This window comes from Pseudomonas sp. AC229 (assembly GCF_979254655.1).
Genome location: NZ_CEEDHK010000014.1, coordinates 74,198 through 96,524 on the forward strand (window position 1 = coordinate 74,198; position 22,327 = coordinate 96,524).

A 22,327-nucleotide genomic window follows, 5' to 3' on the forward strand; every position below is an offset into this window, starting at 1 on the left:
AAAAAAACCCGGCCGAAGCCGGGTTTCTTTATCAAGCCAGGCTAATTACTTAGCCTGAGCCTCAACTTCCGCCTCAACGCGACGGTTTACAGCGCGACCAGCATCGGTAGCGTTATCCGCAACCGGCTTGGACTCGCCATAACCCACAGCATTCACGCGATCACCGCCTACGCCGTACTGGTTAACCAGCACGTCACGAACGGCGTTGGCACGACGCTCAGACAGTTTTTGGTTGTAGGCATCAGTACCCACGGAGTCCGTGTGACCTTCGACAGTGGTCGAGGTGTCTGGGTATTGCTGCATGAAGTCAGCCAGGTTTTTGATGTCGCCGTAGCTTTCTTCTTTGACTTTCGATTTGTCGAAGTCGAATTTCACGTCCAGCTCAACACGCACCACTTCAGCCACTGCTGGGCAGCCGTCAGCATCGACAGTCACGTTGGCAGCGGTGTCTGGGCACTTGTCGACGTTGTCGCACACGCCGTCGTTGTCGCTGTCGGTGCAGGTAGCAGGCGCTGCAGCAGCCGGTACCGGCTCAGCGGCTTTTTTGCCACCGCCGAAGTTCACACCGATACCGACGCTTGGCGCCCACTCGGTGTTGCCTTGGTCGATGTTGTACTGCGCTTCAACGCCGGCACGGGCGTAGAAGTTTTCAGTGAAATACAGCTTCGCACCGCCGCCCAGGTTGGCGAAGGTGGAACGGTCGCGGCTGTTGCTCGCGTTCTGGTCGATGCTCTGGTCAGAGAAGCCAGCCGACAGGTACGGACGCACCATGTCGCCAGGGGCATTGAAGTGGTACAGAGCGTCCAGCGCGGTGTTGGCGCCTTTCACGTTGGTACCGCTGTCTGTACGGGCGTTATGAACTTCGTCGTAGCCCAGTCGCAGCTCTACGTCGTCGGTGAGGAAGTAGCCAATCGAGCCGCCGAACAGGTTGCCGTCATTATCAAAATCACGGGTGCTGTCGAAGTACTGTTTCTTGGCGAAGCCTTCAATCTCAACCGCACCTTGGCCTTGAGCCAACGCTTGGAAAGAGCTGGCGGCGATCAGCGAACCGATTACAACGCCTAAGGTGTTTTTCAATTTCATCCGTAAAGTCCCCATTCAGATTGTGCGCAGTTAAACCAATACAAATTCTCGACTAGGACAACGTAGTAGAAGAACACCACTGCCGCGAACCCTAGCCAAACAAATTTTTACAACTGGCCCTACGCCAGCCGTGGCCTCTAGCTTGCTCAACTGAGATATCGGCGAAATTCTTTCGGTTCAACAAATAAATTCAGGTTGGCCAAATTCGACCGTTTGGGCAGATTTCCGGCCGGCCGCGCAATCCAATCGCCGCACCTAAGCTAATAACTAAATAGTATTTATTTGTTATTTCTTAGAACCTTTATTCTCTGCGTCACCGGACCACCGGACCTCTCTTCCTTATTAGTCACTGTCCAGTGGTCCGCCCGCTCTTCTCAGCGCTGCGGAGCCCGTTGAGGAGTATAAAAATGAAAGCGCTCACCCCGCTCCGCCTGCTGGCCGCCCTGGCCATTTCCAGTTTCGCGTTAAGCACCCAGGCCGCCGATTTCACCGTTGCCTACCAAACCACTGTCGACCCGGCCAAAGTTGCCCAGGCGGACGGTGCCTATGAAAAGGCCAGTAACAGCAAGATTGATTGGCGCAAGTTCGACAGCGGCGCCGAAGTGATTACCGCCGTGGCCTCCGGTGACGTGCAGATTGGTTACGTCGGTTCCAGCCCACTGGCTGCCGCAGCGACCCGCCAACTGCCCGTGCAGACTTTTCTGATCGCCACCCAGATCGGCGCCGCCGAGGCGCTGGTGGCGCGTAATGGGTCGGGCATCAATTCGCCGCAAGACCTGGTCGGCAAAAAGGTCGCCGTGCCGTTCGTTTCCACCGGCCACTACAGCCTGCTGGCTGCGCTCAAGCACTGGAACATCGATCCGAAGAAGGTGGAAATCGTCAACCTGGCACCACCAGCCATCATTGCTGCCTGGCAGCGTGGCGACATCGACGCCACCTACGTCTGGGACCCGGCGCTGGGCAAGGCGAAGGAAAGCGGCAAGGTGCTGATCACTTCGGGCGAACTGAGCAAGCTCGGCGCGCCGACGTTTGATGCCTGGATCGTGCGCAAAGACTTCGCCGCCAAGCACCCTGAAATCGTTTCGGCCTTCGCCAAGGTCACCCTCGACGCCTACGCCGATTACCGCAAAGACCCCAAAGCCTGGCTTGCCGATCAAGACAACATTGCCAAAGTGGTGAAGCTCTCCGGTGCCAAAGCCGACGACATTCCCCTGCTGCTGCAAGGCAACGTGTTCCCGCTGGCGGCTGACCAGGTTACCGCCCTGGGTTCACCGACCACCCAAGCGATCACCGACACCGCGGGCTTCCTCAAGGAGCAAGGCAAGGTTGACGCCGTGCTGCCGGATTACTCGCCCTACGTCAGCGCCAAGTTCATCCAGAACTGACCCCACCTTTATTCCAGCCCTGGCGGCAGTGCCGACCAGGGCTGTTTGCGGAGCACGACCATGAGCTTGTCCTTTTCCCGCCGCCTGCTGGCTACTCTGGTGATCGCCGGCCTGAGCGTTTCTGCTCAGGCGCAAGACATCATCATCGGCTACCAAACGGGCATCGACCCCAGCAAAGTGCCGCAAGCCAATGGCGGTTATGAAAAAGCCATCGGCGAAAAACTCGACTGGCGTCGCTTTAACAGTGGCGCCGAGGTGGTTACCGCCATTGCCTCCGGCGATGTGCAGATCGGCAACCTCGGCTCCAGCCCGCTGGCCGCCGCAGCGACGCGGGGTCTGCCAATCGTGACCTTCGTGGTCGCCGCGCAAATCAACTCGGCCGAAGCCTTGGTGGTGCGCAACGCCAGCGGTATTCAAAAGCCGGCGGACCTGGTGGGCAAAACCATCGCCACGCCGTTTGTGTCCACGTCGCACTACAGCCTGCTGGGCGCGCTCAAGCACTGGAGCATCGACCCCACCAAGGTCAAGGTGGTCAACCTCAACCCGGCACAGATCACGGCGGCGTGGAAACGCGGCGACATCGACGGCGCGTTCGTTTGGTCGCCAGCGCTGGGCGAAATCAAGAAAGACGGCAAGGTGCTCACCGACGCTGCCGAAGTCGGCACCTGGGGCGCGCCAACCTTCGAGGTCTGGGTGGCGCGTAAGGACTTCGCCGAGAAGCATCCTGAGGTGTTGGCCCAGTTCGCCAAGGTCAGCATCGACGCCTACACCGCCTACAACGCCAACAAGGCCGCATGGACGGCTGATTCCGAGCAGGTCAAAGCCATCGCCCGCTTGACCGGCGCCAATGCCGCCGACGTGCCCGAGCTGCTGGCCGGTTCGACTTTCCCGGAAAGCGCCGAGCAGAAAACCCTGCTCAACGGCCAAACCGCCAAAGACATCGCCGCCACCGCCGTTTTCCTCAAGGAACAAGGCAAGGCCGATGGCGTGCTGGCCGATTACTCGCCGTATGTGAGCAGCAAGTTTGTGCAGTGACCTCAGCACTACCACGAACCTGTAGGAGAGGCTTCAGCCTCGATTCCTGAAAACGACAATCCAGGCAGGCCTCCCCCGCAGCGGCCCCATCACACAGAGAGACACCTCACATGGCCTTACTCCAACTGGAGCGCATCAGCGCACAGTACTCGGGCAGTTCTGCACCGGTGCTGGCCGACATTTCCCTGACCCTGGGCCCACAGCAATTGCTGGTGGCGCTCGGCCCTTCGGGCAGCGGCAAAACTTCGCTGCTGAACCTGATAGCCGGCTTTGTTGCCCCCAGCGGCGGCCGTATCACCCTTGATGGCGTGGCGGTGCAAGGCCCGAGCGCCGAACGCGGTGTGGTGTTTCAGGACGACGCCCTGCTGCCCTGGCAAAACGTGTTGGACAACGTCGCCTTCGGCCTGCAATTGGCCGGCGTGGCGCGGCCGGCGCGGGAAGCCAAAGCGCGGGAAATGCTGGCCTTGGTTGATCTCGCCGGCTTCGAGCAGCGCCAGGTCTGGCAGTTGTCAGGCGGACAGAAACAGCGCGTCGGCCTGGCTCGCGCCCTGGCCGCCGACCCACGGGTGTTGCTGATGGACGAGCCGTTCGGCGCCCTCGACGCCTTTACCCGCGAACAGATGCAAGAGCTGCTGCTGCAAGTGTGGCAACGCAGCGCCAAGCCGGTATTCCTGATTACCCACGACATCGAAGAAGCCGTGTTCCTGGCCACCGATCTGGTGCTGCTGGCGCCCAATCCGGGCCAGATCGTCGAGCGGCTGCAACTGGATTTCGGCCAGCGCTATGCCGCCGGCGAACCGGCACGGGCGATCAAGTCGGACCCGCGTTTTATCGAAACCCGCGAGCACGTGCTGGCGCAGGTGTTTTCGCAACGTTTGGCCATTCAAGCGGAGGCCCGCCCATGAGCAGCTATGAAGCCAGCCTGAGCACCAGCAAAACCAGCCCCGCGCTGGATGTGTTGCCCCAGTCGAAACCGCAGCGCCCGGCGCTTAGCACCCGCCTCATCAGCGTGCTGACCCTGGTCGCATTGCTGGCACTCTGGTGGGCTGTCACGGCCTTCGGCCTGATCGAACCGCTGTTCCTGCCGCCGCCTTCGGCCGTGCTGCAGAAGGGCTGGCTGCTGGCGACCACCGGTTACATGGAATCGACGCTGTGGCAGCACCTGGGCGCGAGCCTCGGGCGCATTGGCCTGGGCCTGTTGCTTGCGGTGCTGACCGCCATTCCCGTGGGTATCGCCATCGGCCGCAACCGCATTGCTCAGGGCATTCTCGATCCGCTGATCGAGTTTTATCGGCCTATTCCGCCGTTGGCCTATCTGCCGCTGATTGTGATCTGGTGCGGCATTGGCGAGCTGTCGAAAGTGCTGCTGATTTACCTGGCGATATTCGCCCCCATCGCCATTGCCACCGCCACCGGTGTGCGCACCGTCGACCCGGCCAAACTGCGCGCCGCGCAGTCGCTCGGCGCCTCGCGCGGGCAACTGATTCGCCACGTGATTCTGCCCAGCGCCCTGCCCGACATTCTCACCGGTGTGCGCATTGGTTTGGGCGTGGGCTGGTCGACGTTGGTGGCGGCCGAGCTGATCGCCGCCACCAGCGGCCTGGGTTTTATGGTGCAGTCAGCGGCGCAGTTTCTGGTCACCGACGTGGTGATCCTCGGCATTTTGGTCATCGCCATCATCGCCTTTGCCCTGGAAATGACCCTGCGCGCCCTGCAACGCCGCCTCGTGCCTTGGCACGGCCAAAGCCACTGACGCGTCGGCTATGACCGACGCGCACCCGCCCTTGTGCGCACCCCCCTTTTGCACCACCACTGCCACGTACGAGAAAGACCATGAGCCTGCACATCACCCCCTTGAGTTCCGCCCTGGGCGCCCAGGTTGAAGGCGTTACACTCAGCGAGCCGTTGAGCGAGGCCAACCGGCGCGCCATCGAACAGGCGTTGCTCGACCATCAAGTGCTGTTCTTCCGTAACCAGCCCATCACGCCGCAACAACAAGCGCGTTTTGCCGCGCAGTTCGGCGACCTGCACATTCACCCGATTTACCCCAACGTGCCGGAACAGCCTGAAGTGCTGATTCTCGACACCGCCGTGACCGATGTGCGCGACAACGCCATCTGGCACACCGACGTTACCTTTCTGCCGGAACCGGCGATGGGCGCGGTACTGAGCGCCAAGCTACTGCCGGCCAAGGGCGGCGACACCTTGTGGGCCAGCGGCATTGCCGCGTATGACGCGTTGTCGGCGCCGCTGAAAAATCTGCTTGATGGCCTGACCGCCACCCACGACTTCACCCGTTCCTTTCCCCTGGAGCGCTACGGCAGCACGCCCGAAGACTATGCGCGCTGGGACGAAACCCGGCGCAAGCACCCGCCGCAATCGCACCCCGTGGTACGTACCCATCCGGTAAGTGGGCGCAAGGCGCTGTTTGTCAGTGAGGGCTTTACCAGCACGATCAACGAGCTGGAACCGGCGGAAAGCCAAGCGCTGCTCAACTTCCTGTTCGCCCATGCGACCAAGCCGGAATTTTTCGTGCGCTGGCGCTGGCAGGAAAACGACATTGCCTTCTGGGACAACCGCGTGACACAGCACTACGCGGTCGATGATTACCGACCGCAACGGCGGGTAATGCAGCGAGCGACGATATTGGGCGACCGTCCGTTTTAAAGCGTGCGGGGTTTGCCGCTTTCTCGTTGAAAGGCGCGCGTGGGCTCGTGCCATGGGCTGGGATCAACCGCCGCCCTGCCCAAACGCAAAAAAGCCCGCACTTGGCGGGCTTTTCGTTGTGGCGATTAATCAGCCAGCAATTTTGCGATCCAGCGAGAACTTGCCGGCGCCTTCGACCAGCAGTGTGGCGCTGATAACGGCCAGAATCAGCGCGTATTCAAAGCCGTTAGTGGCCATAAAGAAGCCGTTGCCGATGTGTACCGCGAAAATGGCCACCAGCATCGCGATCACCAGCGACAAGGCAGCTGGGCGAACCAGCAAGCCGATTACCAGGGCTAGACCGCCGAAGAACTCAGCGCTGCCCGCCATCAGGGCCATCAGGTAGCCAGGCGTGATGCCGATGCTTTCCATCCATTGCCCAGTGCCGTCCAGGCCATAGCCGCCGAAAAGGCCGAAGAGCTTTTGCGAACCGTGGGAAGCGAACGTCAGACCGGTGACGATGCGAAGAATTGTGATGCCCAAACCTGCACGAGTGGCGAGTACGGTGTTGATCAGCTTGTTCATGGTGCGTTCCTTGTTAAGGCTAAGTAGGTGTTGGTGGGCGTATTCTAAATAATCAATTCGATACGACTAGCGGCATTTTCGCGTTAAACCTATCTAATTTGTAGATGTGTCATTGTTTTTATAGCGAGGTTTGCAGGGTTCGCCAGCAAGCTGGCTCCTACGGTCCCTTTGTTGGCGGGAACGCGTTATTTCTTGGTAGTCGCTACTTTCGCTTTGGGGATTAGCTGCTCGCGCTCGCGATCGTAGGCGAGGTAGTACTTGTTCACTGCGTTGACGTAGCTAACCACGCCCATGCCCACCTGCTCCATGGCGATGCGTTCCACTTGGAAAAACCACTGGTTGGGGTTCAGGCCACGTCGCTTGGCTTCGGCGCGAAAACCTTGCACGCGCTGTGGGCCAAGGTTGTAGGCGGCGAGCACAAAGGCCATGCGCTCGCGCTCGTTGATTTGCGCGCTGCTGAAGAAGTTGCGGCGAATGCGCGCCAGGTACTTGGCGCTGGCCTGAACGTTGCCCTCCAGACCTTTTACATCGCTGATGCCAACGCTGCGCGCGGCCGCCGGGGTGATTTGCATCAAGCCGGTAGCGCCGCCGCTGCCGCGAGCCGCTGGGTTGAGGGTCGATTCTTTGAATGCCAACGCGGCGAGGGCCAGCCAGTCGATGTCCTGCTCGTTGCCGTAGCGTTGCAGCACCGGACGCACTTTCTCCAGGCGCTGCCGGTCGCTGCGCGCCAGCGGGTCATGGACCTTATAAATGCGGCGGTAAATGCGTTGGAAGGCGACGTCCTGATCGGTTGGCGTGCTATAGCCGCTGAGAAAGCGGTCGATGGCGGCCCGCAGCATGGGTGCGTCGGGCCGCACGAACCAATTGATATCGCCCTGCTCGCTGAGCACCAGTTGCCGATCGATGCGCAGCTTGGGCATGACTTTGAGCCAGCGCTCGGCAATCGGCAGCTCGACGGCGGTGTACGGGAAAATTCCGGCCTCGACCATTTCCAGCACGTCTTCGACGGCCAGGCTGGGGTCGACCCATTCGATGCTGATGGGCGCCAGTTTGCGCAGCGCCAATTGCTGGTTGACCGTTTCCAGCGCCTCCGCCGCCGCACTACCGGCCGGCAATGCCAGGCTGCGGCCGGCCAGTTGGTCAAGGCGCTGATAGCGTTTGCTGCCTTGGCGAGCAACGAGCACCAGCGGCACTTGGGCGCGAATCGCCACGCTCGGGCTGACGTCCTGGCCGCTGCGGGCGTTGAGCAGTTCGCCGGGCACCACCAAATCGCCCTCGCCGCGCTGCAAGGCGCCGAGCAATTGGTCTTTGGCTTTGGGGATAATCTTCAGCGTCAGCGGGCGGCCGTCGCGGGCGTTGCGGTTGAGGTACTGCTCGAAGGCGCGTAGGCGGTGGTATTCAAGGCCGATGGCTTGGCCTTTTACTTCTCCGGAGCTATTACGGCTCTGGTTGACCAGCACCCGCAATACGCCGCTGCTGCGAATTTTGCTGAGGTCGCGCACCTGACTCGGATGCTGCCAGCCTTCCTGCGGCCCGGCCAAACGCGCAGCCGCCGGCAACGGCAGCAGCACCAGGCACAGTAGAAGCAGCAACGCTCGGGTCATTCAGTCTCCAGATGCCACGCCAGTCAGCGGACGTGGTCACCATCAATATCGACCGCCTAAGAGTGACGGCACCGGGGTCGGTTCCCCGGCAAGGGGCGCGGAGGGTCGCACAGCGCCCGACAGGACGCCAGCCAAAGTGTGTATGCGCTTTAACAAGCGCTCATAAACGGCTGTATTTTATAGCTTTATAGTTGTTAACAGGGAGATGGTAAGCTGCACCGCTCCGCAGTGAGGTAGCACGATGCAACTCATCGACATTGGCGTCAATCTGACCCACGACAGCTTTGCCCAGAACTATGAAGCAGTGCTCGCCCGCGCCTATGAGGCCGGTGTATGCCAATTGCTGCTCACCGGCACCAGTCTGGAAGGCAGCGAAAAAGCCCTGGACCTGTGCCGCCGCGCCGACGAAACCGGCGCGCGGCTGTTCAGCACGGCGGGCGTTCATCCTCACGACGCCAGCAGCTGGACCGGCGCAACGGCCGCCCAACTGCGCTCGCTATTAAAAGAAGACCGCGTACGCGCCGTTGGCGAATGCGGGCTGGACTTCAACCGCGACTTCTCGCCTCGTCCGTTGCAGGAAAAAGCGCTGGAAGAGCAGCTGGCACTGGCCGTGGAGTTGAAGATGCCGGTGTTCCTGCACGAGCGCGACGCCAACCAGCGGCTGCTGGAAATACTGCGCGATTACCGCGACCAGTTGCCCGCAGCCGTGGTGCATTGCTTCACCGGCGAAAAGCGCGCGCTGTTCAGCTACCTGGATTTGGACTTGCACATCGGCATCACCGGCTGGATTTGCGATGAACGCCGCGGCACCTATCTGCATCCCCTGGTGAAGGAAATTCCGGTCGGCCGCCTGATGCTGGAAAGCGACGCGCCCTACCTGTTGCCGCGCACATTGCGCCCCAAACCGAAGAACGGCCGCAACGAGCCGGCGTATTTGCCAGAGGTGCTCAAGGAAGTGGCGACGCATCGGCAGGAAACGCCGGCGTATCTGGCGGCGCATACCACGGACTGCGCACGGGCGTTTTTCGGTTTGCCGGTGGTTGAGGCGCCTGGCGGTTAACAGTCAGAACGGGGTCATGTGGGAAATCATCGCGGCTGAAGCCGCACCCACGGGTGGGGGGGGTGTGTGGGGGCGTTGCAACCGCCTTTGAATGACCGGCGAGCTTGGCGCCGCCGCCTCAGCTCACCGGCACGGTGTGCACTTCAATTTGTAGGCGCAAGGCGGTTCGCAAGGCATTGAAGATAGCGGCCAGGTTATCCATGTTGGGATTGCCGGTGGGCGACAACATGCGGTGCAGGCTTTTGCTCGGCTTTTGCGTTTCAACCGCGAGCTGTTCGAAGCCGATGGTGGCGTTCACTAGATCGCGCAGCACCAGGCGCGCAACGTCGGGTTCGCCATTAAGGAAAAGTGTGGCGGCTTCGTGAAGCAGAGATTGGGCGAACGCCGGTTCGCGTTCAACGCGGTCGACGATGGTTTGTTTGAAATCGCGGGTTAGCGCCATGGTGGCGTCTCCTCTATGCCGGCTCCGCTGGCAATCAGCTCGGCTTTACGTGCTTTGTATTCTGCGAATAGCGCTTGTGCCTTGTGGATGTCGGCGGGCTGAGTGGCTTTGGTGCCGCCGCCGAACAAGACGATCAACGTGTCGCGTTCCTTTGCCAGATAAATGCGATAACCCGGCCCCCAATCGATTCGGTACTCGCCAATACCGCTGAACCACTTGATGGCCGACGTATTGCCCAACTCCATTCGAACCAGCGCGATGGAAACCTTCGTAGCGGCCTGAATAGACAGCGAATCGAACCATCGTTTGTAAGGGCTGGACTCATCCTTGCGTAAATACTCAACGACTCTTGGCATGCGAATAGTAACCTATGTGTTACTTCATGGTAAGGCTGATAATCCATTTATCAGCCGAACCAGCATGCCAAGCGCGGCAGGGCTTGCCCGCAGGACTCGTTTGAGCTGGGCTTGGGAAGGGTCTGGCTGGGCGAGGAGTAAAAGCGCCTCGCGCCTAGGCCAGCGCGAAGCATTTAGAGTGTTTGAGCATGCTCAACCGGTCAGGGACGAGCACGGCTTACGCAGGGACCGATTGCCCGCTTTGGCGCAACGACGGGTGCGACGTGAGAGGTAGCCGCAGTGCGCTTTGTTGCGACTCACCACGCCCCACTAATCTGCTCCGTCAACGGCATCTGCTCGCCCAGCTTGAAGCTGCGTACACCGATGCTGGCTTTCTGAGGGCAATAGACGGCGCGGCAATTGTCGCCGAGGTCTTCGGCAACCAATCGATCGGCTTGGGCGGAAATGCGCAGCACGCATTGGCTGGTGGTTTCCTGATAGCTGTAAACCCCAGGGCTCTGTTTTTTAGCGACGCCGCGCATGCGGCAGGTGAGATCGTCGCGCCCGGCGGCGGTCAGCGCGAATTTCAGCGTGCCGTCGAGCAGGTTGATCACTTCGATGGTGTCTTGACCGTTGACCCTTCGGCCGTCGGGTATTTCCAGCCAATCAGCGTTTGCGGGCAGTACAGCAATAAGCAGAAGCAGCGAAACCACACACTTGGAGTACATGGCAGAGATTCCTTAAGCCAGGGCGGGAGCCTGGCAATGTGCGCGTTTGTCGGCGGTATAACGCAGAACGCCGACGCCCCATAAGTGGTGGCGTCGGCGCAGTGGTTAGACAGCTCGGTATTATTTTGTTTTTTTCGCGCTGGCTGCGTTAAGCGCAGTCAGTTGGTCCGAAGCGGACTGCAACCTGGCCTTGATTGCCAGCAGTTCATCCTGACGCTCAACAATCACTCGCTTTGCCGGGCAACGACCGGTGAGCCCGCGCAGCAACATTATGCTGCCCAAGGCAGCGCGCACACTGCCTATCACGCCCCCGCGGCGCAGGCCGGTGCCAACCATGGCGGCACCGCTGGTGATGCACATTGCGCGTTCCCAGCCATGAACATTTTGCGGGTGGGCCTCTAGCTCGCGGGCCAACGCTTCAAAAGCGACCATAACCTTCTCCTTGTTTTCGTTCGGTGGCCGTAACGACGGTTCGTCACGCCCTACACAACCGACCGGTTCCGATGGCAAGCGTTCACTGTTTGCGGTTTTGTTACTGTCAGGCGTAGCGCGCATCCTGAGGCTGCGGCAGTTCCGGATTTTCGCCGGGCTCGCCACGGGGCAACTCTGGCGGTACGTCATCAGGCACTTCTGGAGGGGTTTCGTCCGGCACCTGGGCGTACAACTCTGGCAGGCGCACCACAAACTGTTCGCCAGCCAGGCGGTCGCTAAAGAAACTTTCCAATACTTTTGTCGATGCGTTCATGGTCGCCTCCTGGTTTAAACGACGGGTTTAGGACGGGGTTAGAAAGAAATACGACGGCGGTTGAACAGGGTCTGCATGGCGCGCAGGCTCAGTTCCTGACCGCTGTAGGTCGGCAGCTTGTGCGCGGTGCAGTGGGCGCTGGTGCCGCTCAACGCGTTATCGCGGATTAACACTTCGCGCTTGATGCTCAGAATTTCGTCGTTGGCAGCGGCTTGGCTGTAAACGGTTTTTCCGGCGATCACTTTGATCAGCGCTTCGTTATTGGCACTTTTCAGGGCCAGCACAAAGGTGCCGTCCGGGCGTGGTTGCAACGACACGTCATGGCTTGGGAAGGCAGATACATAAAGATCGGTAAGAAGTTGCATGACGTGCTCCTGAAGAAGGTCTATTCGCTCAGGACTAAAATTGCAAGATGAACGCCAACCTGCAGAAAGTATTTTTCTCGTTATATTTCAATTACTTGAAAAACTAACAAAGCGTGCTTCGCAGGCAATCTGCACGAAGTACCCGGTTGGCCATCATGCAAATTGCATCCTGAAACCACCTGAACCCCCTCGCCCTGCCCCGGTCACTAAAACACGCTTAGCCAACAGGGCCCTTCCCGATGCTTGAGGATTTTCAACGCCAGTTTCCTATCGCCGAATTGAAAACAGTGCTCGCCGCTGCCATCACCGTATTGGTGCTAATGCTCGCTTCACGGCTGGTTACCCGGGTGCTTGCGCGCCTGGCCAAACCCTTTGCGTTTCCTCGTGAATTGGTGAGGCAGCTACGCGATCCGGTCTGCGTGCTGTTGCCCCTGCTCGGGCTGCAAACCGTGTGGACTGCAGCCGACGACAGCTTTCGCCTGATCGGCCCCCTGCGCCACGTCACCACCTTGGCCATCATCGGCGGCTTTACCTGGCTGGGCCTGCGCGCGGTAGCGGCCGTGCAAGAGATGATCCTGATTCACAACCCGGTGGACATCGCCGACAACCTGCGCGCCCGGCGCATTCAAACCCAAACCCGCGTGCTGGTGCGCACCCTGAGCTTTTTCGTTCTGCTGTTCGGCCTGGCCGCCATGCTGATGACGTTCCCTAGCGCCCGCCAATTCGGCGGCAGCCTGTTGGCGTCAGCGGGGGTCGCGGGCTTGGCGGTGGGCTTCGCGGCCAAGCCGGTGTTGGGCAATTTGATTGCGGGTCTGCAAATCGCCATGACGCAACCTATTCGCCTGGACGACGTGGTGATCGTCGAAAACGAATGGGGCCGAATCGAGGAAATCACCGGCACCTACGTGGTGGTGCGCATCTGGGACGACCGCCGTCTTATCGTGCCGCTGCAATGGTTTATAGAGAATCCGTTTCAGAACTGGACCCGCTCTTCGTCCTCGCTAACAGGCGCCGTCATCTTCTGGGTCGACTACGCCATTCCGCTCGAGCCGCTGCGCAAGGAACTCGAACGCCTGCTCAAGCAAGTGCCGCAATTGTGGGACGGCCGTGTCAGCGTGCTGCAGGTGGTCGACACGTCCGACCGCGCCATTCAACTGCGCGTTTTGGTGAGCTCGCGCGACTCGTCCAGCGGCTGGGATTTGCGCTGCTATATCCGCGAGAACCTGATCAATTTTATCAGCCACAAACACCCCGATTGCCTGCCGCAATTGCGCGCTGCGTTTCAAAGCAGTCCGACCCACCACGTGGTGGATCCCCACGTGCACGAGCCGATTGCCGAACCGGAACGCCAACCCCCCGTGTAATCGGCCAGCGCGCCTTGCCGCCGCTGCGCCCGACGAGCGGTTGACTGGGAAAAAAAGTAGAAACTTTTTCGCGGACCGGCCAGTCAGCACTTACGTAGGGGCAAGACCTGTTCCGACAGGGCCAAACCACTCCAACACACTTATTCGAATTCGTATTGGCGTAGCCGATGCGGGGCGTTTTTTTACGCGACTGACAATCTTTTTTTGCGCGGTCGACTTAGCGAAATGAGCGCCGGCTCGTGAACGACCGGCGCCACGGGAGGAACACATGGGAACTGCACTAGCGATGGAACGGTTAGACGATTTCGCTTCGATTGTCGCCCCCAAGGCTCAACCTCCGGTTGAAAGCACCAAGCCAAAAACGCTGTATCCCAATAAGAAAAAAATCCTCTTCGTGACGTCCGAGCTGGCCGACCTGATCAAGGTGGGCGGTTTGGGCGATGTATCTGCCGCCCTGCCCCGCGCCCTCTCCGGCCAACACGACATCCGCGTGCTGATTCCCGGCTACCCGCAAGTGCTGGAAAGCGGCCACCCGCTGCGCGTGATCGGCGAAGTTAAAGGCCATGCCGCGCTGCCTTCTTGCAAGATCGGCCGCATGGACCTGCCCGACGGCCTGATCGTTTACGTGCTGATCAGCCCCGAACTCTATGAGCGCGAAGGCACGCCTTACGGCGACGTCAACAGCCGCGACTGGCCAGACAACCACATCCGCTTCGCCCGCCTGGGCATGGCCGCTGCCGACATCGCCGCCGGCACCGCCTGCATCAGCTGGTGCCCGGACCTGGTGCACGCCAACGACTGGCCGACCGCACTTACGCCCGCCTACATGAAGTGGCAGGAGCAAGACACGCCCTGCGTGTTCACCATTCACAACTTGGCCTACCAGGGAATGATCGACATGCATTGCAGCCCCGAACTCGCCCTGCCGCCGGAAGCCTGCGGCCCGGAAGGCATGGAGTTCTACGGCAAGCTGTCGCTGCTTAAAGCCGGCATCACCTACGCCGACCACATCACCACCGTCAGCCATACCTATGCCCAGGAAATCACCACCGAGGCGTTCGGCTGCGGTATGCAAGGCATGCTTCAGGTGAAGACCAACGAGGGCAGCCTCAGCGGCATCACCAACGGCATCGACGAAAGCTGGGACCCACGCACCGACACCCACCTGGTTGCCAACTTCAGCATGCACAACCTGGGCGGGAAGAAGCAAAACGCCGAATACGTCGAGCAGCTGTTTGGCCTGGATGCCGATAACGGCCCGCTGTTTGCCGTGGTCTCGCGTCTGGTGCAGCAAAAAGGTATCGACCTGACCCTGGAAGTGGTCGACACCATCGTTCAAGGCGGCGGTCGCCTGGCGGTGATCGGTCGCGGTGAGCCTGAGCTGGAACAGGCGCTGACCGAAATGGCCAAGCGCTACCCCGGCCGCGTGGGCGTGAAAGTCGGCTTTAACGAAACCGACGCTCGCCGCATGTTTGCCGGCAGCGACTTCTTGCTGATGCCGTCGCGCTTCGAGCCGTGCGGCTTGAGCCAGATGTACGCCCAGCGCTTCGGCTCGCTGCCAATCGCGCGTAAAACCGGCGGCCTGGCCGACACCATCGAAGATGGCGTGACCGGTTTCCTGTTCCGTGACGCCACCGCAGACAGCTACAAAGATGCCGTGCAGCGCGCCCTGACCGTGTTCCAGTACCCGGAACTGCTGAACGCCATGCGCTGCCGTGCCATGGCCTCGCCGCTATTCTGGAAGCAGTCGGTTGAACCCTACGACCGTCTGTACAAAGACCTGCTGCAACAAAAAGCCGCCCGCGCGCGAGGGCAATGGTGATGTCAGCGCCGACCACCCGGCCGGCACACGGCGCCCTCCCCGTAGCGGAGGGACTCACCCGCTTCGCGCTCTGGGCACCGCAAGCCAACTCAGTTGATGTGGTGTTTGCCGACGGCAGTGCCCAGCCGTTGCAGCAAGCGCCCGAGGGTTGGTTTCGTGCCGAGCTGCCTTGCCCGATTGGAGGCGCGTACGCCTACCGGATCGATGGCAACCAGCAAGTGCCAGACCCCGCCTCGCGCGCCCAGCAAGACACCGTGCACGGCTTCAGCCTGGTCACCGACCCCACCGCCTACGCCTGGCAACAGGCTGAGTGGCGCGGTCGGCCTTGGCACGAAACCGTGCTGTATGAAGTGCATGTGGGTTTGCGCGGCGGTTTCGCCGGCGTTGAACAGCGGCTCGCCGATTTACGCGAACTGGGCGTGACCGCCATCGAGCTGATGCCCATTAACCAGTTTCCCGGCGAACGTAACTGGGGCTACGACGGCGTGTTGCCGTTCGCGCCGCAGCGCAACTACGGCAGCCCCGATGAACTGCGCCATCTGATCGACACCGCCCATGGCCTGGGCCTGATGGTGTTTGTCGACGTGGTCTACAACCACTTCGGGCCAGACGGCAATTACCTCGGCGTGTACGCCCAGGATTTCTTTCGCGAAGACATCACCACACCGTGGGGGCCGTCCATAGACTTCCGCCGCCCCCAGGTGCGTGACTTTTTTATCGAAAACGCGCTGATGTGGGTGCACGACTACCGCGTCGACGGCCTGCGCTTCGACGCCGTGCACGCCATCAGCGAAAAAGACTTTCTGATCGAAATGGCCCAGCGCCTGCGCGCCTCGGTGCCGCTGGATCGTCACCTGCACCTGGTGCTGGAAAACGAGCACAACAGCGCCGAGCTGCTACAAGCCGGCTTTGATGCGCAATGGAACGACGACGGCCATAACACCTTGCACGTGCTGCTCACCGACGAGCACGAGGGCTACTACCAGGATTATTGCCAGCAGCCGACCGAGAAACTCGCCCGCTGCCTGCAAGAAGGCTTCGTCTACCAGGGCCAGGAAAATCGTCACGGGCACACCCGTGGCGAGCCCAGCGGCCACCTGCCGCCCACCGCCTTCGTGCTGTTCTTGCAGAACCACGACCAAGTGGGCAACCGCGCCTTTGGCGAGCGACTAAGCACCCTCTGCGACCCGGACGCCTTGAAGGCCGCCACGGTGCTGTTGCTGCTGTCGCCGATGATTCCGCTGTTGTTCATGGGCGAGGAATGGGGCTCACGCCAGTCATTTTTATTCTTCACCGACCACCATGACGAACTGGCCGTTGCCGTGCGCGATGGCCGGCGCAACGAGTTCAAAGACTTCGCCGTGTTCCAGGATGCCGCCATCCGCGACAGCATTCCCGACCCGAACAAACTCGGCACCTTCAACGCCTCGCTGCCCGACTACGCGCCGGACATCGAGCCCAGCCATCAAGCCTGGCGCATTTACTACCGCAAGTTGTTGGAGCTGCGTCAGCAGCTGATCGTGCCGCTGCTTCCCGGCAGCCGCGCCGGCCATGTGCAAGTGCTCGGCGACAAAGCCGTGAGCGCCAACTGGACGCTGGGCGACGGCAGCAAGCTGCGCATTGACCTCAACCTCAGCAGCCAGCCCGTCAGCGCCCCGCCGCTGGGGCCGGCGGCGCGCGTCATCTTCGGCAACCGCATCGACTTGCACGCCGCGCAACAAGGCTTGCGCGGCCCATTTAGCGCATTGGCATCATTAGAGGAAAGCGCATGAGCGACGAGCAACTGGCCAGCCTGTCTACCGCAGCAGGACTGAGCGTCGACTGGACAGACGCCAACGGCCGGCCGCAACGCGTAGACCCCGACGCCCAGCGGGCCTTGGTCGAGGCCCTGGGTTACGCGGCCCAAAGCCCGCAACAAATCGCGGCCAGCCTGGCGCACCTGGAACAGCAACAGCAACGGCGCGAATTGGACCCGCTGCTGACCCACGAGATGCACAAGCCGCTGTCACTGGCCAGCGAGTTTGGCGCCAACACGCCCTTCAGCCTGCATTTGGAAAACGGCCGCCGAGTGGACGGGCGTCTCGATGGCCACGGTTGCCTGCCGGCCATTGCCGATTACGGCTATCACCGCCTGCAAATCGGCGAGCGGCTGATCACCGTCGCCGTCGCCCCGCCCGCCTGCCTGAGTGTGGAGGAGTTGACCGACGGCCAGCGCCGGCACATCTGGGGCCTGACCGCTCAGGTGTATTCGCTGCGCCGCAACAACGATGGCGGTCTCGGCGATATGCAGGCGCTTGCCGACCTGGCCCGCAGCGCCGCCCGCCATGGTGCCGACGCCTTGGCGATCAGCCCGATGCACGCGATGTTCAGCGCTTGGCCGGGCCAATACAGCCCGTACTCGCCCTCCAGTCGTTTGCTGTTCAACGCTTTGCACGCCGCGCCGGACATGATTCTTGGCGACGCGGCGGTGAACGACGCGCTGCAAATATGCGGTCTGCATGACAACCGCAAACAGCTCGAAAGCCTCGACCTGGTCGACTGGCCGGGCGTCACGGATAGCCGCCAGCGCCTGCTGCGCCAGCTTTATCAAACCTTTCGCGACCAGCACAACGCGCTGACGCCAGACTTCGACAAGTTCCTGCTGTGCGGCGGCGACGCGCTGTTGCAGCACTGCCGCTTCGAAGCCTTGCAGGGCTTTATGGTGCGCAACGAAATGTCCGGCGACTGGCGCACCTGGCCGGAGCATTACCGTGACCCGCACCACGCCAATGTCGACCTGTTCGCCGCCGACCACGCCCAGGAAGTGGGCTACCACGCCTTCTGCCAATGGCTGATGGCGCGCAGCATGGGCCGCGCCCAGGCCGCTGCGTTGAACGCCGGGATGAAAATCGGCCTGATCGCCGACCTGGCCGTGGGTGCCGATGGCGCCGGCAGCCAGGCCTGGTCGCGCCAGGACGAACTGCTGCAAAGCCTCACCGTCGGCGCGCCACCCGACATCCTCAACCGTCAGGGCCAGAGCTGGGGCATCTCGGCGTTCTCACCAGACGGCTTGCGCCGCAACGGTTACCGCGCCTTTATCGAAATGCTGCAAGCCAACCTTGCCCACGTGGGCGGTGTGCGCATCGATCATGTGATGGGCTTGCAACGCCTGTGGGTGATTCCGCAGGGCGCGCCGCCGCAGGCGGGCGCGTACCTGAACTATCCGCTCCAAGACTTGTTGCGCCTGGTGGCGCTGGAGTCGTGGCGCAACCGCGCACTGGTGATTGGCGAAGACCTCGGCACCGTGCCCGACGGTCTGCGTGAAGAGCTCGGACGAAGCCGCCTGCTCGGCATGCGCGTGCTGCTGTTCGAACAAAAGGACGGCGCCTTTATTCCCGCGCCGCAGTGGCCGGACGATGCGTTGGCGACCACCACCACCCACGACCTGCCCACCCTGCACGGCTGGATGCAAGGCCGTGATATCGAATGGCGGGAGATGGCCGGGCAATCGACGCCCGAACAGAGCGTCGACGACCGCAGCCATCGCCACTGGGAAAAGCACAACCTGCACAAAGCCTTTCAAGACTGCGCATTGCTGCCCATTCGCGACAACAGCATTACCGAGCAACTGGACGCCAGCGTCTCGTTCCTTGGCAGCACGCCGGCGCCATTGGTGCTGCTGCCGCTGGAAGACGCCATGGGCGAATTCGAACAACCCAACCTTCCCGGCCCCGGCGACACGCACCCCAACTGGCGCCGTCGCTGGAGCCTCAACGCCGCCGACATGCTCGATCGCCCCGAACCGAGCCAACGGCTGGAACGCCTCGACCAAGCGCGCCGCGCCCGTGACCACTTAGCGCCATCGAGAGCCCGCAATGACTAAGCCTCTACGTCCATTGACGGCCACTGTCCGTCTGCAATTTCATAAAGACTTCACCCTCGACGACGCCGTGCCGCTGGTTCGCTACTTTGCCGACCTGGGCATCAGCCACCTGTACGCATCGCCGATTTTGACCGCGCGGCCCGGTTCCACCCACGGCTACGACGTCGTAGACCCCACCCGCATCAACCCCGAATTGGGCGGCGAAGACGCGCTGCTGCGCCTGGTGGCCGAGCTGCGTGCCCACGGCATGGGCCTACTGCTGGACATCGTTTCCAATCACATGGCCGTAGGCGGCGACGCCAACCCGTGGTGGCTCGATGTGCTCGAGTGGGGCCCCTCCAGCCCCTACGCCAATTTCTTCGACATTCAGTGGCGCTCCCACGACCCGCTGATGGTCGGCCAACTGCTGGTGCCCTTCCTGCGCACCGATTACGGCGAAGTGCTCGGCGCCGGGGAAATCGAACTGAAGTTCGAAGCCGAAACCGGCAGCTTGTACGCCCAGCATTACGAACACCGCTTTCCGCTCTGCCCTCCCACCTACGCCGACGTGCTGAAGACCAGCGAAGACGCGACCCTGCAAGCCCTTGCCGCGCGCTTCGAAAGCCTCGATGTTGACCCCATGGCCTGGCACAGCGCCCGACAAATTCGCGCGGATCTTGCCGAGGCGGTGCAGGTGCCGGACGTGGGCTTGGCGCTGGCCGAGGCCGTCAGCCACTTCGAGGTGGTGAGCGGCAAAATCGACGACAGCCACAGCATCGACCAATACGCCTTCGACAACCTGCACCGTCTGCTGGAGCGCCAGCACTATCGCCTGGCGAGCTGGCGCACCGCGGCCGACGACATCAACTGGCGGCGCTTCTTCGACATCAACGAACTGGGCGGCTTGCGGGTTGAACGCAACCGCGTGTTCGAGGCCACCCACGCGAAAATTTTCGAGCTGATACAGCGCGGCTTGGTGGACGGTTTGCGCATCGACCACGTCGACGGCCTGGCCAACCCCGGCAGTTACTGCCGCAAGTTGCGCCGTCGGGTGAACGGTTTACTGAGCAAACGCCCGAGCGAGCTGCGCGACGCCCAGGGCACGGCGCTGCCGTTCCCGATTTATGTGGAAAAAATCATCGGTGCCAGCGAGCAGCTGCCCACCAACTGGGCGGTGGATGGCACCACCGGCTACGAATTTATGAACGAGGTGTCGCTGCTGCAGCACGACCCCATCGGCCAACTGCAATTGGCCGACCTGTGGGAAACCCGCAGCGGCCGCACCGCGAACTTTATGGACGAGGTGCGCGAGGCGCGCAATCTCGTGCTCCACGGCACCCTGGCTGGCGACCTTGAAGCCTTGGCGCAAGGCCTGTTGCTGGTCGCCCGAGATGACGTCTACACCCGCGACCTGACGCTCGGTTCCATCCGCCGTGCGCTGCTGGAATTGATCGTGCACTTCCCGGTGTACCGCACCTATGCCGGCGGCCACGGCCGCTCCGAGCAGGACCAGCTGTTCTTCGCGCAAGCCCTGGAAGCGGCGCGCAACCATCTCAGCGAAGCGGACTGGCCGATTCTCGACTACCTCGACCGCTGGCTCGGTGGCGAAGCGCTGCGCCAGTTGCCGCCTGGTCCGGCACGCCGGCAGCGGCAGAAAATGCTCACGCGTTTCCAACAGCTCACTTCGCCCGCTGCCGCCAAAGCCGTGGAAGACACCGCGTGCTACCGCAGCGCCGTGTTGCTGTCGCGCAATGATGTGGGCTTCGACCCGCAGCACTTCAGCGCGCCGGTCGCCGAGATCGAAGCGAGCTGGCAACGCCGCGCCGAGCACCTGCCCAACAACCTGCTGACCACCGCCACCCACGACCACAAACGCGGCGAAGACACCCGCGCGCGGTTGGCGGCCATCAGTGAGCGCTCAACCTGGCTGGTGGAACACATCGACCGCTGGTGGCCGATGGCGGCGCCGCTGCGCCAGGAACTCACCGACGGCATGGCGCCGAGTGCCGGCGATGAAATGATGCTCTACCAAACCCTGCTCGGCAGTTGGCCCCTGGGCCTGGCCGGTGACGACCAAACCGGCCTGGACGCCTACTTCCAGCGCTTGGTTGGCTGGCAGGAAAAAGCGCTGCGCGAAGCCAAGTTGCGCAGCAGTTGGAGCGCCAATAACGAAGCCTATGAAGGCGCGTGCCGCAGCTTCTTGCAGCAATTGCTGCAAAGCCCCGAAGCCCTGGAATTGCGCAAAGACATCGCCAACGCAGCCGCCTCCCTGGCACCCGCCGGCGCCCTGAACGGCCTGGTGCAAACGCTGCTGCGCATGACCACGCCCGGCGTGCCCGATCTGTACCAAGGCGCCGAATTCTGGGACTTCAGCCTGGTAGACCCGGACAACCGCCGCCCGGTCGATTTCGCCGCGCGCCAGGCGGCGCTTAGTCAACCGAAAGCGGTCAGCGAGCAACTTTCAAACTGGCCGACGGGGGCGCTGAAACAGGGCCTGATTCGCCACACCTTGAACCTGCGCGCGGCCCATCCACACGTATTTGCGGCCGGCAGCTACCGGCCGCTGACGGTTGGCGGCAGCCAGGCGGAGCGCGTGTTGGCGTTTGCCCGTTATGTCGACGACGAACAGTTTGTGATCGTGCTGGTGCCGAGCCTGGCGGCGAACCTGCTCGGTGACAGCGCCACGCCATTGATTCCTGCCAGCGCCTGGGGCGACACGCACCTGGTGCTACCGCCAGAACTCAGCCGCCACACACTGAGCAGCGCTTTTACTGCCAGCAGCCATACCCCGGTGGACGGTCGCCTTGACGTCGCCCACCTCCTGCGGGATTTCCCGGTCACTTTGCTTCACCCCTTTCAGGAGCCTCGGCCATGAGCATCGACGAAAAACGCGTTAGTGAATTCGCATTCCAAATCTGGGAATCGGAAGGCAAGCCCGAAGGCCAAGCCGAGCGCCATTGGCAAATGGCGCTGAAGCTGGCGGCCTCGGAAGCGGGCGTGCCAGCCGCCAACAAAAGCGTAAAAGGCAAAACCCTGCCGGCGCCAAACCCGGCCATTCCGGCGGCGAAAAAGCCGGCCGCCAAGGTGGAAAAACCGGCGCTGCTGGAATCGAAACCGGCAAAACCAGCGGCGAAAAAAACCACCGAAAAATCACCTGAACCGAAAGCCACTGCGCCAGCCAAATCTACTGACAGCAAGCCCGCTAAACCGGCTGCGAGCAAACCAGCCGCGGCAAAAAAACCGGCCGCCAAACCGCCTAAGGCCTGAATCACAGGCTAGTCGGCGTG

At 61.8% G+C, this 22,327-nt stretch carries 21 protein-coding genes; 12 read left to right on the plus strand and 9 right to left on the minus strand.

The genetic code is table 11. The annotated features are described in order from the left end of the window. Window positions 1-45: 45 nt before the first annotated feature. Entirely contained in the window at window positions 46-1,083 is a 1,038-nt protein-coding gene (locus tag AC0IW7_RS19140) for an OmpA family protein (RefSeq protein WP_463538967.1), read from the minus strand. A 407-nt stretch (window positions 1,084-1,490) separates the two neighbouring features. Between AC0IW7_RS19140 and tauA (AC0IW7_RS19145) the strand changes: the two genes are divergently transcribed. The 5 genes from tauA (AC0IW7_RS19145) to tauD all read left to right on the plus strand — a co-directional run bounded on the left by tauA (AC0IW7_RS19145) (window position 1,491) and on the right by tauD (window position 6,170). Beyond that, window positions 1,491-2,468, plus strand: coding sequence for a taurine ABC transporter substrate-binding protein (gene tauA / locus AC0IW7_RS19145; RefSeq protein WP_471820124.1), 978 nt, complete (start codon window positions 1,491-1,493; stop codon window positions 2,466-2,468). Between the two features lie 60 nt (window positions 2,469-2,528). Then, a complete protein-coding gene (gene tauA / locus AC0IW7_RS19150) occupies window positions 2,529-3,503 on the plus strand; it encodes a taurine ABC transporter substrate-binding protein (protein ID WP_471820126.1) in 975 nt (324 codons plus the stop codon). A gap of 110 nt (window positions 3,504-3,613) precedes the next feature. After that, window positions 3,614-4,408, plus strand: coding sequence for a taurine ABC transporter ATP-binding subunit (gene tauB, locus AC0IW7_RS19155; protein ID WP_471820128.1), 795 nt, complete (start codon window positions 3,614-3,616; stop codon window positions 4,406-4,408). Beyond that, complete coding sequence (gene tauC / locus AC0IW7_RS19160; protein WP_471820129.1) at window positions 4,405-5,256, plus strand: taurine ABC transporter permease TauC; 852 nt, start codon at window positions 4,405-4,407, stop codon at window positions 5,254-5,256. The genes tauB and tauC overlap by 4 nt, the downstream gene beginning before the upstream one ends. A gap of 80 nt (window positions 5,257-5,336) precedes the next feature. After that, complete coding sequence (tauD, locus tag AC0IW7_RS19165) at window positions 5,337-6,170, plus strand: taurine dioxygenase (RefSeq protein WP_471820131.1); 834 nt, start codon at window positions 5,337-5,339, stop codon at window positions 6,168-6,170. A 129-nt stretch (window positions 6,171-6,299) separates the two neighbouring features. Here the strand turns inward: tauD and AC0IW7_RS19170 are convergent, their stop codons facing one another. Together AC0IW7_RS19170 and AC0IW7_RS19175 are read right to left on the minus strand one after the other, a co-directional pair. Beyond that, window positions 6,300-6,734, minus strand: a complete 435-nt coding sequence (locus AC0IW7_RS19170; protein WP_122495859.1) for a DoxX family protein — start codon at window positions 6,732-6,734, stop codon at window positions 6,300-6,302. Between the two features lie 185 nt (window positions 6,735-6,919). Beyond that, complete coding sequence (locus AC0IW7_RS19175) at window positions 6,920-8,338, minus strand: MltF family protein (RefSeq protein ID WP_471820133.1); 1,419 nt, start codon at window positions 8,336-8,338, stop codon at window positions 6,920-6,922. A 241-nt stretch (window positions 8,339-8,579) separates the two neighbouring features. On the opposite strand from AC0IW7_RS19175, the gene AC0IW7_RS19180 reads away from it, so the two are divergent. Next, window positions 8,580-9,398: a TatD family hydrolase gene (locus tag AC0IW7_RS19180; protein WP_471820135.1), complete on the plus strand. Its 819-nt coding sequence runs from the start codon at window positions 8,580-8,582 to the stop codon at window positions 9,396-9,398. 118 nt (window positions 9,399-9,516) lie between these two features. Here the strand turns inward: AC0IW7_RS19180 and AC0IW7_RS19185 are convergent, their stop codons facing one another. The 6 genes from AC0IW7_RS19185 to AC0IW7_RS19210 form a co-directional block, all read right to left on the minus strand. Then, a complete protein-coding gene (locus tag AC0IW7_RS19185) occupies window positions 9,517-9,840 on the minus strand; it encodes a helix-turn-helix domain-containing transcriptional regulator (RefSeq protein WP_463538979.1) in 324 nt (107 codons plus the stop codon). Further along, the gene (locus AC0IW7_RS19190) at window positions 9,831-10,196 is read right to left on the minus strand and encodes a type II toxin-antitoxin system RelE/ParE family toxin (RefSeq protein ID WP_122495843.1); all 366 of its coding nucleotides are present in this window, start codon (window positions 10,194-10,196) and stop codon (window positions 9,831-9,833) included. The genes AC0IW7_RS19185 and AC0IW7_RS19190 overlap by 10 nt, the downstream gene beginning before the upstream one ends. Window positions 10,197-10,492: 296 nt before the next feature. Continuing rightward, the gene (locus tag AC0IW7_RS19195) at window positions 10,493-10,903 is read right to left on the minus strand and encodes a hypothetical protein (protein ID WP_471820137.1); all 411 of its coding nucleotides are present in this window, start codon (window positions 10,901-10,903) and stop codon (window positions 10,493-10,495) included. Between the two features lie 120 nt (window positions 10,904-11,023). Continuing rightward, window positions 11,024-11,335 carry a YgaP family membrane protein gene (locus tag AC0IW7_RS19200; protein WP_471820138.1) on the minus strand — a complete coding sequence of 104 codons (312 nt, stop codon included), beginning with the start codon at window positions 11,333-11,335 and terminating at the stop codon, window positions 11,024-11,026. A 106-nt stretch (window positions 11,336-11,441) separates the two neighbouring features. Beyond that, a complete protein-coding gene (locus tag AC0IW7_RS19205; RefSeq protein WP_471820140.1) occupies window positions 11,442-11,648 on the minus strand; it encodes a hypothetical protein in 207 nt (68 codons plus the stop codon). A 38-nt stretch (window positions 11,649-11,686) separates the two neighbouring features. Then, window positions 11,687-12,013, minus strand: a complete 327-nt coding sequence (locus AC0IW7_RS19210; RefSeq protein ID WP_122495836.1) for a hypothetical protein — start codon at window positions 12,011-12,013, stop codon at window positions 11,687-11,689. Window positions 12,014-12,252: 239 nt separating this feature from the next. On the opposite strand from AC0IW7_RS19210, the gene AC0IW7_RS19215 reads away from it, so the two are divergent. The 6 genes from AC0IW7_RS19215 (at window position 12,253) to AC0IW7_RS19240 (ending at window position 22,307) form a co-directional block, all read left to right on the plus strand. Next, the gene (locus AC0IW7_RS19215) at window positions 12,253-13,377 is read left to right on the plus strand and encodes a mechanosensitive ion channel family protein (RefSeq protein WP_471820142.1); all 1,125 of its coding nucleotides are present in this window, start codon (window positions 12,253-12,255) and stop codon (window positions 13,375-13,377) included. Between the two features lie 286 nt (window positions 13,378-13,663). After that, a complete protein-coding gene (gene glgA / locus AC0IW7_RS19220) occupies window positions 13,664-15,199 on the plus strand; it encodes a glycogen synthase GlgA (protein ID WP_471820277.1) in 1,536 nt (511 codons plus the stop codon). Continuing rightward, window positions 15,199-16,971, plus strand: coding sequence for a malto-oligosyltrehalose trehalohydrolase (treZ, locus tag AC0IW7_RS19225; protein ID WP_471820143.1), 1,773 nt, complete (start codon window positions 15,199-15,201; stop codon window positions 16,969-16,971). The genes glgA and treZ overlap by 1 nt, the downstream gene beginning before the upstream one ends. Next, window positions 16,968-19,061 carry a 4-alpha-glucanotransferase gene (malQ, locus tag AC0IW7_RS19230; RefSeq protein WP_471820144.1) on the plus strand — a complete coding sequence of 698 codons (2,094 nt, stop codon included), beginning with the start codon at window positions 16,968-16,970 and terminating at the stop codon, window positions 19,059-19,061. Before treZ ends, malQ begins: the two co-directional genes overlap by 4 nt. Beyond that, window positions 19,054-21,915 carry a malto-oligosyltrehalose synthase gene (locus AC0IW7_RS19235; protein ID WP_471820146.1) on the plus strand — a complete coding sequence of 954 codons (2,862 nt, stop codon included), beginning with the start codon at window positions 19,054-19,056 and terminating at the stop codon, window positions 21,913-21,915. Before malQ ends, AC0IW7_RS19235 begins: the two co-directional genes overlap by 8 nt. Next, on the plus strand, window positions 21,912-22,307 hold the full coding sequence (locus AC0IW7_RS19240) for a DUF2934 domain-containing protein (RefSeq protein ID WP_471820148.1): 396 nt from the start codon (window positions 21,912-21,914) through the stop codon (window positions 22,305-22,307). The genes AC0IW7_RS19235 and AC0IW7_RS19240 overlap by 4 nt, the downstream gene beginning before the upstream one ends. The last annotated feature ends 20 nt before the right edge of the window (window positions 22,308-22,327 follow it).

Coding starts and splice junctions, on each gene's coding strand:
- AC0IW7_RS19200 (WP_471820138.1), bottom strand. CDS start 11,335: ATGGTCGCTTTTGAAGCGTTGGCCCGCGAGCTAGAGGCCCACCCGCAA.
- AC0IW7_RS19170 (WP_122495859.1), bottom strand. CDS start 6,734: ATGAACAAGCTGATCAACACCGTACTCGCCACTCGTGCAGGTTTGGGC.
- malQ (WP_471820144.1), top strand. CDS start 16,968: ATGAGCGACGAGCAACTGGCCAGCCTGTCTACCGCAGCAGGACTGAGC.
- AC0IW7_RS19190 (WP_122495843.1), bottom strand. CDS start 10,196: ATGCCAAGAGTCGTTGAGTATTTACGCAAGGATGAGTCCAGCCCTTAC.
- AC0IW7_RS19205 (WP_471820140.1), bottom strand. CDS start 11,648: ATGAACGCATCGACAAAAGTATTGGAAAGTTTCTTTAGCGACCGCCTG.
- AC0IW7_RS19210 (WP_122495836.1), bottom strand. CDS start 12,013: ATGCAACTTCTTACCGATCTTTATGTATCTGCCTTCCCAAGCCATGAC.
- glgA (WP_471820277.1), top strand. CDS start 13,664: ATGGAACGGTTAGACGATTTCGCTTCGATTGTCGCCCCCAAGGCTCAA.
- AC0IW7_RS19175 (WP_471820133.1), bottom strand. CDS start 8,338: ATGACCCGAGCGTTGCTGCTTCTACTGTGCCTGGTGCTGCTGCCGTTG.
- tauA (WP_471820126.1), top strand. CDS start 2,529: ATGAGCTTGTCCTTTTCCCGCCGCCTGCTGGCTACTCTGGTGATCGCC.
- tauD (WP_471820131.1), top strand. CDS start 5,337: ATGAGCCTGCACATCACCCCCTTGAGTTCCGCCCTGGGCGCCCAGGTT.
- AC0IW7_RS19195 (WP_471820137.1), bottom strand. CDS start 10,903: ATGTACTCCAAGTGTGTGGTTTCGCTGCTTCTGCTTATTGCTGTACTG.
- treZ (WP_471820143.1), top strand. CDS start 15,199: ATGTCAGCGCCGACCACCCGGCCGGCACACGGCGCCCTCCCCGTAGCG.
- AC0IW7_RS19215 (WP_471820142.1), top strand. CDS start 12,253: ATGCTTGAGGATTTTCAACGCCAGTTTCCTATCGCCGAATTGAAAACA.
- tauB (WP_471820128.1), top strand. CDS start 3,614: ATGGCCTTACTCCAACTGGAGCGCATCAGCGCACAGTACTCGGGCAGT.
- AC0IW7_RS19240 (WP_471820148.1), top strand. CDS start 21,912: ATGAGCATCGACGAAAAACGCGTTAGTGAATTCGCATTCCAAATCTGG.
- tauC (WP_471820129.1), top strand. CDS start 4,405: ATGAGCAGCTATGAAGCCAGCCTGAGCACCAGCAAAACCAGCCCCGCG.
- AC0IW7_RS19235 (WP_471820146.1), top strand. CDS start 19,054: ATGACTAAGCCTCTACGTCCATTGACGGCCACTGTCCGTCTGCAATTT.
- AC0IW7_RS19185 (WP_463538979.1), bottom strand. CDS start 9,840: ATGGCGCTAACCCGCGATTTCAAACAAACCATCGTCGACCGCGTTGAA.
- AC0IW7_RS19140 (WP_463538967.1), bottom strand. CDS start 1,083: ATGAAATTGAAAAACACCTTAGGCGTTGTAATCGGTTCGCTGATCGCC.
- AC0IW7_RS19180 (WP_471820135.1), top strand. CDS start 8,580: ATGCAACTCATCGACATTGGCGTCAATCTGACCCACGACAGCTTTGCC.
- tauA (WP_471820124.1), top strand. CDS start 1,491: ATGAAAGCGCTCACCCCGCTCCGCCTGCTGGCCGCCCTGGCCATTTCC.